The sequence below is a fragment of the Paenibacillus polymyxa genome (genome assembly GCF_018614975.1).
Classification (GTDB): domain Bacteria; phylum Bacillota; class Bacilli; order Paenibacillales; family Paenibacillaceae; genus Paenibacillus; species Paenibacillus polymyxa_E.
Map to the genome: position 1 here is coordinate 258,526 of NZ_JAGGNR010000012.1, position 14,737 is coordinate 273,262.

The following is a 14,737-nucleotide window of genomic DNA, read 5'->3' on the forward strand; positions in this document are numbered from 1 at the left end:
CTTTAAGGATTAGATCGCGAAATTCGTGCAGACCTTAGACGGTAGTGACGAGTGGCTTCGAAATCAAATCGTTAAATGTAAGGTCAGTCAAGCAAGACAGCCGTTGGTGAGGCATATCGAATTCCAGTGTTCCTGTGATGGTATTCGAGATGACTACGCAGTGCATACCAGCCGCAGCAGCTGCACGCGCGCCGTTAGGTGAATCCTCAATCGCTACGGCTTCGTCTGCAGTTACTCCAAGGGCTTCAAGCGCTTGAATGAAGAGTTCCGGGTCAGGCTTCACGTTCGCAACATCATCTGCCGTACAGATAACTTCAAAATAATCTTTCAGTTTGAGTTGTTCCAGATGCTGTTCGACCCACTCCCGTTTGGAGCTGGATGCTACAGCCAGTTTCAGTCCGGCTTCACGTGCTTGTTCAAGATATTCCTGAATACCAGGACGCACCTTCTCTTTGTTCATCAATGCAGCGTGCTGCAACTGAACGGATTCCCTGAACGCTTCCCGATCGATCGGAAGATTCAAATCTGTGATGAGGTACTCATACGGGTTAAATGTTTTCAGACTGGTACCGATGCATTGTGAATACATCTCCAAGGTTAAATCTACGCCGTGTTCCTTGTAAGCATCACGAAAAGCAATATACCATGCTGTCTCTGTATCAATAATCGTTCCGTCGAAATCAAACACCAGTGCCTTAATCATAAATTTGTTCCTCCTGTTTCAGAATTAATTTGGGGATGAAACAAAATGAAAATTTTCTGCAAATTCATTCCCTGTATTCATTAATCTGCGTTATATTAGTTGACGCAATACACCGAAAATGAATTTTAATTTGGGGAAATATGCGTTTGAAGCTAATAAAACCGTAACATAGGACAAACCGGAGGGTCAAGAATGTCATGATTGTTTACATTGAAAATTTTCACATTATTGATTTGTTTTCAGAAAATGATGAACGTTGCAAACCGTTAACCCTTTTGCATGTAAGCGGTGTACTGAATAAACTGTTTTTACAGCTCAAAAAAATAAAACTTTTTTTATGAAAATTGGATGATCCGACCGTTCAACAGCTTTCGACACTTTTATAATAGAAGAAATGGAGCTTAATTTATTGGACTTTATTAGCTTTACGCCAGATCAGACCCTGTGGGAGAATGGAAGGAAGAGAGATTCTGAAAGTATATGGAGTAAGGGAGGAAGACAAGCATGCTTCAAAGGGACCGTTTCAATGGCTGCTTCATCGGGCTTGCAGTGGGTGATGCGCTGGGAACAACTGTGGAATTCAGTAGTCCGGGTACGTTTGAACCTGTTACCGATATCGTGGGTGGCGGCGTATTCGGGCTGGAAGCAGGGCAGTGGACAGATGATACATCCATGGCTCTATGTCTGGCAGAAAGTCTGGTACGCAAGGCAGACTTTGATCCTGCGGATCAGATGCGTAGATACACCAATTGGTACAAGGTCGGGTATATGAGCAGTACAGGCAATTGCTTTGATATCGGCGGGGCCACGCGAAGTGCCTTGGAGAGGTTTGAGATAACTGGAGAAGCCTACAGCGGATCAACTGACCCGATGACGGCGGGCAATGGCTCTATCATGAGGCTTGCACCTGTCGCAATGGCTTATGCTAATCAACCAAACGAGGCGGTTCGTTATGCCGGGCTGAGCTCCCGGACAACACATGCTGCAACGGAAAGTGTGGAAGCCTGTGAAGTGCTGGCCGCCATAATTGTTGCCGGTCTGCACGGAGCAGACAAGAGCGCCATGCTGATGCCGGAGACATGCAGACAGTGGAGGGAAGAACCTACTTTTTCGCCCGCTATTGAAGAGGTTGTTATGGGTTCCTATCAGAGCAAAGAACCGCCGGAAATTAAGGGCAGTGGTTATGTGGTTCGTTCACTCGAAGCAGCACTATGGGCGTTCCATATGTCGTCAAGCTTTGAAGAAGGCGCGTTGTTAGCTGTTAATCTGGGTGATGATGCGGACACTACAGGCGCGGTGTATGGGCAGATCGCAGGTGCTTATTACGGACTCAGCGGTATTCCGGCACACTGGCGGGACAAGCTGGTCATGCGTGAAACGTTCGAACAACTAACAGATGCCTTGTGGTTGAAGGCGACAGAAAATCGTTGATGAAGAGACAGGAGAAGAGAACATCTATGAGCACGACTCGACACAAAACAGAATTAGAGGCTTCGCAGTCTGGTAAACGAGGGGCGTTTCCGTTGTCCCTGTTATGTCTGACGATAGGAGCTTTTGCGATTGGTATGACTGAGTTTATTATTATGGGCTTACTGCCCAATGTAGCGACAGATCTGAATGTGAGCATTCCACAGGCGGGACAACTCATTACGGGATATGCGCTTGGTGTAGCGGTAGGTGCGCCGATTTTGACCGTATTTACACACAAGATTCCGCAGAAAAAACTGCTGGTGCTGCTGATGTACATTTTCATTATCGGGAACGCGTTGTCTGTCATTGCTCCCACCTATGGGTTACTGATCTCGGCACGGATTTTGACGGCATTTGCCCATGGTACGTTCCTCGGTGTAGGTTCAATCATGGCAACACGGCTTGTTGCACCCGAGAGAAGGGCAGGGGCGGTATCGGTTGTTCTCGCAGGACTCACGATTGCCAACATTATTGGCGTTCCGTTTGGTACATTTATCGGGCAACAGCTTGGATGGCGGTCATCTTTCGGGGCGATTACGATCTTGGGCATCATTTCGTTAATTGGCATCATTCGTTTCATTCCCGTTCTCCCGCAAGGCGCACCAGCAAACCTCGGACAGCAATTTTGGAATTTGGTTCGTCCCCAAGTATTATTGGTTCTGCTCGTTGGAGCGATGGGATGTGGAAGTCTGTTCGCCGTGTTTACTTACATCACACCGATGCTTGTGGACATTAGTGGTTTTGCCGAGCAGAATGTAACCTGGATTCTGGTGCTCTTCGGATTCGGCGTTACCTTGGGGAACATGGTCGGCGGCCGTCTGGCAGATTGGAAGCTGATGCCTTCCCTGATCGTCAATTTTGGGATCCTGGCGGTTCTTCTGGCAGCACTTACGCTTACGCTGGAGAATCCGTATCTCGCGGTAATTACGATATTCTTCTGGGGCGTTGCGGCTTTTGGTATTATGCCGGGACTTCAGATTCGGATTATGAATATGACCCGTGAAGCACCGCTGCTGGCGACAACCTCAAGTCATTCGGCATTTAACTTGGGAAATGCCGCTGGTGCCTATATGGGCGGGTATGCAATTACCCATACGGGACTTATATCCGTACCTTTATATGCAGCAGTTATTGCCGCGTTGGGGTTACTGGGATTGTTCGTCAGTTTGGTAATGGACCGTAAACGGCGTTTGCCGGAGATTCCGAACGTTGTGGAGCCAGTATCGGTACAATAGAAAGCCTGATAAAAAAACCTCAGTTTCCCGTATATTACGAGGAATCTGAGGTTTTTTTGCGCTACTGTTTTAATAGATTTCTAGCTCATTGATTCGGACATAGTTTGTTTGATGGGACGGACCCTTGCTCGCGACGACACGGACTTTAGAAGTGCTGACCGCTGTGAAGGCATGCGATCGCTTCAACTCCTGATTTCCTGTGATCTGAACAAGATTCACCCAAGTTGTGCCGTTCCAGTATTGCAGGTCATAGTTGGCAATTGGGTATCCCTGTGAAGTATACAAATCTACCCGCTGGATGGATTTGGCTGCCTGCAAGTCAATGACGACATATTGGGGAAGTGAAGAATTGCGGTTATTGGCCCAGCTATAGTTTTCACCTAATGTCGTGTTTTGGTCCCCGTCATTGATTCGGGTCGCAGAATATCCTGGGTAGGTAGAATCTACCGTGATGAGGGCACTTCGTGCCAAGTTCGGTCCGCTTGTCGGATTTTTTACCAACCTGACCAGATTCCAGCGCAGCTCGAAGAGCTTGAAGGATTTATTAAATACGGCCCCTTCTCCTTTGACGAGAGCATCAATGGTTAGAGACATGGTGCTTGGCACGTTATTGCTGCTTGTCCATTTCCCAGTGCCTTCAATTCCGGCGAAAACACTTACCTCAAGTATTTTCTTCCCAGCGATTTTCAGCCCTACTTCGGCTTTGGCCCCGGCCCAAGCCGTGATTTGTCCCTCAATCTTATGAGTTACCGTCAGATATCGGTTCACACTGCTGTAAGGCTGGATTTTCACAGGAATGAAAACACGTGTTTTTCCTTTGACTCCTGCAGTAACCGTGTATCCCTGATCGACCTGGAATTCAAAGGTGACGTTGCCGTCAACGCCAATGACCAGGAATACGCCAACCGATACGGCTCCCAGGCTGCCTGCACTGAGATTAAAGCCCATAATCGGTACTTTTACCTCTTTTTTGAATTTGGCGTCGCCCTTGATGTAGATGTTGGCCTTCTCTCCGGCTGTGAATTTCAGATCGTATTTTCCCCAGAAACCATATTTTCCTGTAACTTTGGGTGCGATCAGGGTGAGCTTGCCGCCAGCTTCAACGTAAACTTTGTTTCCGTTTGCATTTTGTTGATTTATAAGAACTTTCTTAAAATCACATACAAATTCGTTGCCGACTTTTTTGCAGTTGGTAAAATCACCTGCTCCGGCGGCACGAATCACATCCTTCAAGTCCATGGAATTGGTCTCGGTTTCAATTGATTGCGCTTCCATATCATTTTGGATGGTATTGTCTATGTTGAATTGCTGGATATCAGAATCGTCAGCGATATCAGAATCGGATGAAGAGGCGGTATCCTGCATAAGCAAATCCGTGCTGTCTATCACCATGTTAGGGTCGGGCATGACGATATTGCGTTCTTCGAAAGATACCTCCTGCTCGGGAATATCATAGTAATCGAATAATTCTTCCACACCTGGGGTGGTATATTCTACCCTTGTTCCACCGGAGCTTCTACTGGTACTCGCTACTTTGATGGCCCGGGCAGAGGACTGATCCAGAAAGATCTGGCCTTGGACAAGGCTGTTACCGATCTGAGCAGCCTCTTGGGCACTAAGCTCAAAAGAGCCTTTTTCTTCAACCGTTTCAAAGACAGCATTGACCAAGGGAAGCTTCTTTACTATGGAGGAAGGCATGGGAAGAGTCGGCTTTAACTTATAATCCACCTGTTCAAACTGACCTGAGGACGTGATGGGATTACTGATCGCCAGTCCGTCTTCGGAAACCTCGAAGGTGATTCGGAAATAGGCTTGCCTAACAGGAGTATCCACGTTGGTCTTGCCTGGCCAGATCCAGCGTGCACTAGTTTCCTCAGGCATGCCACTGACTTGCTTCCAGGGTTCACTGCCATACCGTCCAAAGTCAGTAGCGCGTGACCATGACGCGTCATCGAAGTTTTGCTGCTCCCAACCCTCAACATATCGTTCGGATACTTTCCAGTTGAAGTCAGATACTATATTTTCATCCCCGTAGCTAAGATCTGCGAGCAGCCCCGCATAGCTACCCCAATCCCCTGCCTGCACTGCAATGACATTTTTACCGGTTTGAATCTGTACAGGGAACGTATACGCCTTGCTCCAGTCGTTGCCTTTCCCCGTTTGCTTGCCGTTAATAAAAAGTGTAAATTCATTATCAGCCGTTAATGTGATATTTCCTTCATTGTTAGATGCACCATAAACATGTGAAGGCCATACACCTGCCAGTAAAGGAAGTAATAACGCAATGACCAGAAATGAAGCCAAGGCTTTGTGGAACGACGAGCGCACCGTGTGCATAATCATTTTCCTCCCAAAAAATAGAATAGTTGCAAAAGAGATGGGTTTAACCGTTGGCAGCTTTGTGGAGACGTTTCTCAGAAAAAAATATGGACAGTCTGTGGAAGACTTGTCAGGGTCACCCCCTTTTGAAAATATAATAAGGTAAAATATTCAATTTAACAACATAATTTTACATTTTCAAGAATGCCGGTGGAAAGGTTTAAGAAATAATCTAACGTTATAGAGGATATACTTTGAAATTCAAATAGGGAATTCACTTTGAAACTTTCAAATCGAGTAAATTTAGTTGCGATAATGGATAAAAAAGCTATAATATACTATATAAGTCATTACTCCTGTTGTAATAGAAATGTCTATCTACGTAAGTGTATGATGAATTGCTAAATTGAAAGGAGGTGATCAAGGTAAAAATGTAAACGTTTTCAATACTAGAGGGTCCGTTGAAGGCCTGCTTAGGTAAGGTTACATGCAGAAGTTGCTCAGCATAAAGCAGGATCTAATGATCCTCCAGAACAGTCAGGACTCGTCTTACCAAATTGAGAGGAGAAGTTGAATATGAAAAAACGTCTATCTATCGTTTTAAGTCTTTCGATGGCTGTTGCAATGGTTGCACCAACGATGGCTTTTGCCACGGATTCCAACCAAGGTGCTCAGAACGCAGCATATGAAACGCAGAATGTATCCAGCAACGAAGGGGCCAACGCTTTGGCTGCAAGCCAGGTCATACCCGCACCCCCTGGCTATGACTCATATCGAAACCATATTCCACATGGCAATATAAATCTGATCTCCTATTATTCCACAACTGTTGGAAATGCACGGAAAGCTCAAGTGTACACGCCGCCAGGATATTCACCCAATAAAAAGTATAACGTTTTGTATCTCCTGCATGGCATCGGCGGAGATGAGCATGAGTGGGTTAACGCCATGAAACCAAAGAACATTCTGGACAACCTGTATTCCGAAGGCAAGCTGTCAGATATGATCGTTGTCATGCCGAATGGCCGTGCCATGAAGGACGACCGTCCAGTGGGTGACATTTTTGCTCCGGACAAAGTGGCTGCGTTTGAACGATTTGAGCAAGACCTGCTCAAGGATCTGATTCCTCATATCGAGGCCAATTATCCGGTGTACAAAGACCGCAATAGTCGTGCATTGGCCGGTCTGTCCATGGGTGGTGGGCAGTCGCTTAACTTCGGATTGAAAAATCTGAATACCTTCGCCTGGGTAGGGGCCTTCTCGGCCGCACCGAATACGCAATCTGTATCGCAGCTGGTTTCCAACCCAGGACAAGTCGCTAGCCAACTCAAATTGCTCTGGATCTCCTGTGGATCAAGTGACGGTCTGTTATGGGTCAGCCAGAACTTTAAAAACGGTCTGAGCAGCATGAATATTCCGCATACCTGGTATCTGGATGTAGGTGGACACGAACCATCTGTCTGGAACAGCGGCCTGTATCAGTTCTCACAACGAATCTTTAAATAAGAGCAGGCCCCCATACAGGTAAATGAGCAACAGCCTCAGTTCTGTATTGTGCAGAGCTGAGGCTTATTGTAACAGAGGGTGTTTTAAGATGACAGAAAGGATGGACTACAAAAAGGAGGGATAGCATTTGCAATTGAATGAAGTGCTTAAGGAAGAGTACTATTACGATTCCAGTGGAAAACCCAATGAAATAGTTCAGAGCTTAGGTAATTGTTTAACGAGAAATATTTATTTTATGCTTAGAAAAAGATTTGAAAACCCAACACTTTTAATGAGTGCTTACATTGATGATTTCTCCATGATATTAATGACTGATGTCCAGGATCGAATCATAGATATCCAAATAAATGATATAAAAAGTCCTGATTGTTATGTATATGAAAAAAATAAAATAGAGATAGAGAACAATGGTCAACAAGCGATACAACATATTGAATCATTACTCCTACAAGAAGAGATTGTGTATGTAAATACAATGATGAAGCTGGTTCCATACTACCGGACTTTTAAAGAAAATCCGAGCGAAGAAGAACTGTCTGTGGTAGATAGTCATATTTTTTTAATATTAGGTCAAACCAATGATGATTTTTACTATATGGATAATCCGGTTAATTATAGCGGGAGGTTTAGAGCATATTCAGAAAATAAAAGCATCGGGATTGATACCAAATCTAATTTTTACAATGCTTTTAATCGTCAGTTTAACTGTTTTACGCTAGAGCCTAATGATGCTGAGTTGAGAAATTTAAATACCAGAATACCTTATATCATGAATCAATCCGTTGTAAATTATAAAACGAAAGTGATCGATAACAACGATGGCCAAATCGTGTATCCTGGCAGAATTATGCTTCGAAAGTTTATTGATTTATATACAAAGGGAAAAATTTCCTTGAATGATTATGTCCAAAACAAAGATCGTGATGTATTCACCCTTTCCAGAACCGTTTTTAACAGGAACCTTGATAGAAAAAAAGTTCTATTATTATTTTTAGAGGATCTGCCCTGTTGTCCTTCGAAACAAAAACTAGTGCATACTATGGAAGAAAATATAGAAAAATGGGAGTTAGCCAAAAATAACCTGACTAAAAAATTTATGAAAGAGGATTTTGCCTGTGATGAGAAGATGGGCGTTCTGTTAGAGCATGCTTTGGAATCCGAGGATGTTATGTTCCAAACACTGGAGGATCATCTTGATTTCATAAATACCACTCTCATTTTTAAGTAAGTCTATTTATGACGAAGAAATGAACCGTGTGGTCGAATTTCCTTTTTCAAGTGTACGTGCACTTCTGGGCCCCTGCCTACATACAATAGATCGACCCTGTTCCCACATGTGCTCAGGCCAGATCGTTGTAAAACTGCAGGAGGTGTCATCTGTGCCCGGATTGTTTACCGCAATTGCTCTATTCATTAAAGAGTTAACGTTACTCGTCTCGTATGTCAAAAATAATGCGTTTCCCCAGCCATTGGCTGAGGATGATGAAGCCAAACATTTACGCCTTATGGCTGAAGGCAATGCCCACTCCCGCAATCTGCTCATTGAACACAATCTGCGCCTCGTCGCGCATATCGTCAAGAAGTTCGACAACACGGGCGAAGATCAGGAAGATCTGATTTCCATCGGAACCATTGGTTTGATCAAAGCCATCGAAAGTTTTCAACAAGGCAAAGGTACGAAGCTTGCCACATTTGCGGCGAGATGTATTGAAAACGAGATACTTATGCATCTGCGTTCCCTGAAGAAGACACGCAAAGACGTGTCCCTGCACGATCCCATCGGTACGGATAAAGAAGGCAATGAAATAACATTAATCGATATCCTTGGCACAGAAGCTGATGATGTTGTAGATCGGGTACAGCTCAAGATTGAAAAAAGCAAAATTTATCGTAATCTAGACATCCTGGATGATCGGGAGAAGGAAGTTGTAATCGGTCGATTTGGCCTGGAAGCAGGCGGGGAAGAACGAACTCAACGCGAAATTGCGAAGGAACTTGGCATCTCACGTTCTTATGTATCCCGGATTGAGAAGCGGGCGTTAATGAAGCTATATCATGAGTTTTATAAGCAAAAATAGTTGCTGAACAGACCAGAGGGCGCCTTTAGCGGGAGCCCTTTTTACTGTGGAAATCCTTAAAATTGAGTCTATATAGTATTAATTATTTGGGGTTATAACCTAAATAAAGGAATTTTCATTTCTGTTGAAGAATATCTTGTACACAGACCAATATAATATATAAGGAGTAAATCATAATGAAGCAGCTTTTTCTGAAAATTCCACTTTGGTTTTGGTTCATCTGGATCGTAGGATGTATGATGATCGTGTTCAACTCATTTTATTTGTATTCGAGTGTTATTAATTTGATTGCGCTAGTGATGATTAGTGTTGCTAATGCGATTCGAATATGGAAAAACGAACGTTCCTTGGCGCTTGCCTTTTTAGTCGTTTCCGTTCTATGTTTGGTTTATATTTTAATATTTTTCATTAGGTATGCATGATAAACGTGTGTAAAATCAGGGACTGTCTCAAAAGGGATTCCGCCTCGCCCAATTGCTAACGAACCTACCGCACCTTAAATGGCAGATCATCAACGGTTGCAAGATTTAACGAACCTCAGTAACGCTATATCGTCATAAGAGGGCTTCCAAACCTAAAAAAACCAGTGAATCGACGAATAGCGTCTCTGTAATTCGTTAGATCTCAGATCTGGGCAAATGGGAGCGAATAGCGTGTGTCAGGTTCATTAAAACAAAATAACACAGCAAAGAGGGTGTCCCCCGTCATATCCATGACTTATGGGCCATGCTCTTTGCTGTGCAAAAAAATATAAATGAGGGATATGTATTCTGGGCAGATTATTATATGATGAGTAATAATATTTTGCATCGTAGAGAGTATTGGCAGAAAGAGAGTGGTGGTTGATCATGCAGCAAGAAACGTTAACAAGGGGATTAAAGAACCGACATGTTCAGTTGATGGCGATCGGAGGTGCGATCGGTACAGGTCTGTTTCTCGGAGCAGGCAAAACGATCCAGCTGACAGGGCCATCCATCTTGCTGGCCTACATCATTACGGGTGTTGTGTTGTTCCTGATCATGCGCGCATTGGGGGAGCTGCTGTTAAGTAACTTGCAGTATCATTCCTTTGTCGATTTTGTGCGTGATTACCTGGGAAATATGGCGGCATTTATTACAGGGTGGACCTACTGGTTCTGCTGGATCTCCATTGCCATGGCTGATATTACGGCCGTTGGATTGTATACGCAGTTTTGGTTTCCCAATGTACCTCAGTGGATGCCAGGGTTAATTGCGTTAGTCATTTTGCTAATCATGAACTTGGCAACGGTCAAGTTGTTTGGGGAGATGGAATTCTGGTTTGCCCTGATTAAGGTCGTGGCTATTCTGGCACTCATTGTTGTTGGTTTATATATGATATTCAGAGGTTTTACAACGGATCAGGGTCCAGCGAGCTTCACCAATCTGTGGAGTCATGGAGGATGGTTTCCAAATGGACTGCATGGGTTCATCATATCGTTCCAGATGGTGGTGTTCGCCTTTGTAGGCATGGAACTGGTGGGACTCACAGCGGGGGAAACGGAGAACCCGGAGAAGGTTATTCCGAGAGCAATTAATCAGATTCCGATCCGGGTACTACTCTTCTATGTTGGCGCACTGCTGATTATTATGAGTATTTACCCGTGGAACGCCATTGTGCCTACTGAAAGTCCGTTTGTACAAGTGTTTGCCGCTGTGGGTATTGCGGCTGCTGCAGGCATTGTGAACTTCGTGGTACTGACTTCCGCAGCGTCAGCGTGTAACAGTGCCATTTTCAGTACAAGCCGTATGGTGTTCTCCATGGCAAAGGATAACAATGCACCCGAGTCGTTTGCACGACTGAATAAAAGGAAGGTTCCTTCCAACGCGCTGTTTTTCTCCACGATTGTTATTTTGATTGCAATTGTTCTGAACTATATCATGCCAGAAGGTGTATTTACGCTGATCACAAGCGTGTCGACTGTATGCTTTATCTTTGTCTGGGGCATCATGGTGATCTGTCATCTCAGATATCGTCGTACTCAGCCGGAACTGGCGAGTCGTAGCCGCTTCAAACTGCCACTATATCCGTTTTCGAACTACTTGATCCTGGTGTTTTTGGCATTTGTGCTGGTGGTGTTGGCATTGGCCGAGGATACGCGTGTTGCACTGTTTGTCACGCCGGTGTGGTTTATCCTGGTTGCCGGGATCTACCTTCTCAAAAAGAGAAAACTTGAGCAGTAACAGACAGTAGGTCTTACCATCGTTGAAAATAAAGCCGCCCAATGATTTTGGGCGGTTATTCGTATTTAAGTTCTTGCAGCCTCTTTACTTTCACGAATGCCCGCGTAGATGGCATCACAGATATCGGTGGTATACTGGCCCGACATCCCTTCAAGTGCCGTGTTGGTGAATGCTGCAACACTAAGTTCTTCTTTTGGATCGACAAACCAGGAATGACCGTAGGTTCCACCCATGCGCCACGTACCCGGTGATTCTGGTGTACTAGCTGCAACAGGGTCTTTAAGTACTGTAAAACCAAGGCCAAATCCTCTTCCTGGCCAATACGGCATGACAAGTTCACCAATTTGATTCGTGGACATCTTAGCGGCAACAGCTTCCGTAAGAATGGGTTTCCCTCCTTGCCGCAATGTTTCAAGTAAAGTAAGAAAATCTCCGGTACTTCCAACCATTCCCGCTCCGCCTGATAAGTAAGCAGAAGTATGATTCGCACGATTGGGTGCCAGTCGGAAGCCAGCAGTACCCTCAATAAAAGGAATCTGCTCCAACTCCTTATGAAGGAGACGCGGTTCTTCAGAACCATCAGCGTATGCGGCTGTCAATCGATCCGAATCCACCGCAACAAAATCAGTGTCGGTCATGTGGAGTGGATGAGTAACCAGCATTTGAACAGCTTCTCGTAGTGACAGTCCGGTTACCTTTTCAATAACGGCACCAAGTACATCTGTCGCAATGGAATATCTCCACATGTTGCCTGGCTCATACAAAAGAGGAACAGAAGCCAGCCTTTGCAAATTCTCCTCCAGACTAATTTCAGACCAATCCATTCCGTCCGATACTCCTGCAAGCTCATAGGTTCCCTGATCTTCTTGGAAGAAACGGTATGTCAAGCCTGCGGTGTGCGTCATCAACTGATGTACTGATATTAAAGCGTCCTGACCATTAGCAAGTTTGGGTCGGAATGCAGGAAGCCAGCGGGTCACCGGATCATGCAGACTCAGCTTTCCTTGTGAGATTAATGCCAGAGCTGCTGTCGATACAATTGGTTTGGTTACGGAAGCAAGTCGAAATAGAGCGTTTTCCGACATGGTGCGTTTTTGCTCCCTGTCTGCGAAACCAGCAGCTCGGCTGTATACCAGTTCTCCTCCTAATGCAACCTGTACAACTGTTCCTACGATTCTTTTTTCGCTTAGAGCGCGGTCAATGGCTTCATCCACATAATTATGCAATGTTGTCATGTCTTCTTTTCCCATGTTTATCTTCCTCTCACCCACTGATGTATTTGATTTCTCGTGATAACTGTGTTTATTATATAAATAATTGATCTTGTATTACATGGGTTGTTAAAGGTATTATAATGAATTAGCGAATATACTTAAGGTAATTTCTGAATATATCTTATGTATTTAAAGGAGTGGATCACATGGACGAAATAGATCAGCATATTCTGTTTCATCTGGAGAATCAGGCTAGATTATCCATGACCGAACTAGGCAAATTGGTGGGGTTATCTCAGCCCGCCGTTACTGAACGAGTCAAACGAATGGAAGAAAAGGGAATCATCGAGGAATATCGAACCGTGATCTCCCCCTCCAAATTGGGCAAGCAGAGCACAGCCTATGTTCTCTTTCGTACGCGGGACTGTTATCCTTTCCTGGATTTCTGCCGTGCATCACCTGAAGTTGTGGAATGTTATCGGATAAGCGGGGAGTACAATTACTTGTTGAAAATCCTCACAGACACCATTCAAGGACTGGAGGAGTTTGAGAACAAGTGTGATCCGTACGGCACTTACATGACCCTAATCACCATGTCTTCTCCAATTGCACATAAGAATCTCGTGGGAGGACCGAATCTACTGGCACAGGCAGAATAAGACTGCAGTCTATAAAACTTTGAAATGTAATGCAGAAGAGGAGTCCACATCAAGTGAACTCCTCTTTTGTCCTACGTTGAACTCATGCAAAATGCCTTCCTGTTATTTTACATGGGAAATCCATATTTATAAGCCCTCATAGCTACAAGCAATGCAGGAATGAGCAAGATACACAGCGACCCAGCAAGGTATCCTGCTCCAAATACTTCAAGAAGGATGCCACCGATGATGCCTCCTCCGCCAATCGCCAGATTCCAGGCTGTAACCAGCATCGATTGGGCGACATCGGTGCTTTTGCCTCCGGCTTGAGCAATGGCAGTTTGTAACAGTGTCGCAGCCCCGCCAAACGTAAGTCCCCAGATCATGATTCCTAGGATAATAACCACAGGTTGATGAATACCGATTCCGATCACGACAGACGAAAGAGCGAATGCTGCCAGGCTGATGATAACTAATCTCCTCAAAAACCGGTCAATGAGCATTCCGGTCAACCAAATTCCAACAATGGAAGTAATACCGAAAATAAGCAAAATCAAGTCTACTCTGTTAGCAAATACGGTCTGGGCAAGGTAGGGAGAAATATAGGTGTACAGGATATTATGGGCAAGCATCCAGGCCAGAACAACAAAAAGAATGGGCCTGATTCCCGGAATTAAAAACACCTTATGCAGCGGAAGACGTTCACCAGCCGGCTCTCCGGCAAAATCCGGCATTTTCCAGACAACCCATACGATTAAAGCTACGGTCAGAAGAGATACAATCCCGAAGATGAGGCGCCAGCCGAGATAAGAACTGAGAAAACTGCCGATTGGAACACCAAGGGCTAATGCCACCGGTGTGCCAACCATAGCCACGGCCATGGCTTTACCTTTTAACGAATCCGGAACCATCCGACGAGCATAACCTGCTGTCATTCCCCATAACACACCCGCAGAGACTCCGGCCATGAAACGAGCAGCAAGTGTCAGGATATAATCTGAGGATAAGGCGGTAACGGTGTTGAAGACAAGAAAACCACTAATGCATACTAACAGTAAAGGTCGGCGTCTCCAGCCTCGTGTAGCAGCAGTCAAGGGAATAGCAGCAACAAGTGATCCAATGGCATAAAGAGTCACCAACTGTCCGGTAAGAGCCTCTGTGATCCCCAGGTCTTTTGCGATTTGAGGCAGTAGTCCCGCAGGCAGGCTTTCAGTGAGGATGCAAATGAATCCAGCCATGGCTAAAGCAAGTAGCCCAGCCCACGGAAGGCGTTCTGAAGATATGGAGGGCAGCTCCCTTTGGTTTGGGAGGGATGTGTGAGTGGCCATGAATAAAAACCTCATTTCTTATATTTTAATCCTATCCAGAACTAT

11 protein-coding genes are annotated in these 14,737 nt (G+C 45.0%); 7 read left to right on the forward strand and 4 right to left on the reverse strand.

The window, feature by feature from the left end:
- Positions 1–34 precede the first annotated feature (34 nt).
- Entirely contained in the window at positions 35–703 is a 669-nt protein-coding gene (locus J7E78_RS12045; RefSeq protein WP_215076420.1) for an HAD family hydrolase, read from the reverse strand.
- A 504-nt stretch (positions 704–1,207) separates the two neighbouring features.
- Between J7E78_RS12045 and J7E78_RS12050 the strand changes: the two genes are divergently transcribed.
- Positions 1,208–2,134: an ADP-ribosylglycohydrolase family protein gene (locus tag J7E78_RS12050; protein ID WP_215076421.1), complete on the forward strand. Its 927-nt coding sequence runs from the start codon at positions 1,208–1,210 to the stop codon at positions 2,132–2,134.
- A gap of 26 nt (positions 2,135–2,160) precedes the next feature.
- Complete coding sequence (locus tag J7E78_RS12055) at positions 2,161–3,408, forward strand: MFS transporter (RefSeq protein WP_215076422.1); 1,248 nt, start codon at positions 2,161–2,163, stop codon at positions 3,406–3,408.
- A 69-nt stretch (positions 3,409–3,477) separates the two neighbouring features.
- Here the strand turns inward: J7E78_RS12055 and J7E78_RS12060 are convergent, their stop codons facing one another.
- The gene (locus J7E78_RS12060) at positions 3,478–5,745 is read right to left on the reverse strand and encodes a galactose-binding domain-containing protein (protein ID WP_215076423.1); all 2,268 of its coding nucleotides are present in this window, start codon (positions 5,743–5,745) and stop codon (positions 3,478–3,480) included.
- A 558-nt stretch (positions 5,746–6,303) separates the two neighbouring features.
- Here J7E78_RS12060 and J7E78_RS12065 point away from each other — a divergent pair.
- The 4 genes from J7E78_RS12065 (at position 6,304) to J7E78_RS12080 (ending at position 11,512) form a co-directional block, all read left to right on the forward strand.
- Complete coding sequence (locus J7E78_RS12065) at positions 6,304–7,233, forward strand: alpha/beta hydrolase (protein ID WP_215076424.1); 930 nt, start codon at positions 6,304–6,306, stop codon at positions 7,231–7,233.
- A gap of 127 nt (positions 7,234–7,360) precedes the next feature.
- Positions 7,361–8,461 carry a hypothetical protein gene (locus J7E78_RS12070; protein WP_215076425.1) on the forward strand — a complete coding sequence of 367 codons (1,101 nt, stop codon included), beginning with the start codon at positions 7,361–7,363 and terminating at the stop codon, positions 8,459–8,461.
- 151 nt (positions 8,462–8,612) lie between these two features.
- The gene (gene sigK, locus J7E78_RS12075) at positions 8,613–9,311 is read left to right on the forward strand and encodes an RNA polymerase sporulation sigma factor SigK (RefSeq protein ID WP_090915017.1); all 699 of its coding nucleotides are present in this window, start codon (positions 8,613–8,615) and stop codon (positions 9,309–9,311) included.
- 848 nt (positions 9,312–10,159) lie between these two features.
- Positions 10,160–11,512 (forward strand): amino acid permease, encoded by a 1,353-nt coding sequence (locus J7E78_RS12080; protein WP_215076426.1) that lies wholly within the window; start codon positions 10,160–10,162, stop codon positions 11,510–11,512.
- Positions 11,513–11,577: 65 nt separating this feature from the next.
- On the opposite strand, the gene J7E78_RS12085 is transcribed toward J7E78_RS12080, so the two are convergent.
- A complete protein-coding gene (locus tag J7E78_RS12085) occupies positions 11,578–12,762 on the reverse strand; it encodes a serine hydrolase domain-containing protein (RefSeq protein ID WP_215076427.1) in 1,185 nt (394 codons plus the stop codon).
- 170 nt (positions 12,763–12,932) lie between these two features.
- On the opposite strand from J7E78_RS12085, the gene J7E78_RS12090 reads away from it, so the two are divergent.
- A complete protein-coding gene (locus J7E78_RS12090; protein ID WP_215076428.1) occupies positions 12,933–13,385 on the forward strand; it encodes an Lrp/AsnC family transcriptional regulator in 453 nt (150 codons plus the stop codon).
- 107 nt (positions 13,386–13,492) lie between these two features.
- Here the strand turns inward: J7E78_RS12090 and J7E78_RS12095 are convergent, their stop codons facing one another.
- Entirely contained in the window at positions 13,493–14,692 is a 1,200-nt protein-coding gene (locus J7E78_RS12095; RefSeq protein ID WP_215076429.1) for an MFS transporter, read from the reverse strand.
- Positions 14,693–14,737: the final 45 nt, after the last annotated feature.

What these genes read in the sequence shown, in the direction of transcription:
- J7E78_RS12060 (WP_215076423.1), bottom strand. Translation starts at nt 5,745, where the DNA reads ATGCACACGGTGCGCTCGTCGTTCCACAAAGCCTTGGCTTCATTTCTG.
- J7E78_RS12080 (WP_215076426.1), top strand. Translation starts at nt 10,160, where the DNA reads ATGCAGCAAGAAACGTTAACAAGGGGATTAAAGAACCGACATGTTCAG.
- J7E78_RS12050 (WP_215076421.1), top strand. Translation starts at nt 1,208, where the DNA reads ATGCTTCAAAGGGACCGTTTCAATGGCTGCTTCATCGGGCTTGCAGTG.
- J7E78_RS12090 (WP_215076428.1), top strand. Translation starts at nt 12,933, where the DNA reads ATGGACGAAATAGATCAGCATATTCTGTTTCATCTGGAGAATCAGGCT.
- J7E78_RS12085 (WP_215076427.1), bottom strand. Translation starts at nt 12,762, where the DNA reads ATGGGAAAAGAAGACATGACAACATTGCATAATTATGTGGATGAAGCC.
- J7E78_RS12045 (WP_215076420.1), bottom strand. Translation starts at nt 703, where the DNA reads ATGATTAAGGCACTGGTGTTTGATTTCGACGGAACGATTATTGATACA.
- J7E78_RS12065 (WP_215076424.1), top strand. Translation starts at nt 6,304, where the DNA reads ATGAAAAAACGTCTATCTATCGTTTTAAGTCTTTCGATGGCTGTTGCA.
- J7E78_RS12095 (WP_215076429.1), bottom strand. Translation starts at nt 14,692, where the DNA reads ATGGCCACTCACACATCCCTCCCAAACCAAAGGGAGCTGCCCTCCATA.
- J7E78_RS12055 (WP_215076422.1), top strand. Translation starts at nt 2,161, where the DNA reads ATGAGCACGACTCGACACAAAACAGAATTAGAGGCTTCGCAGTCTGGT.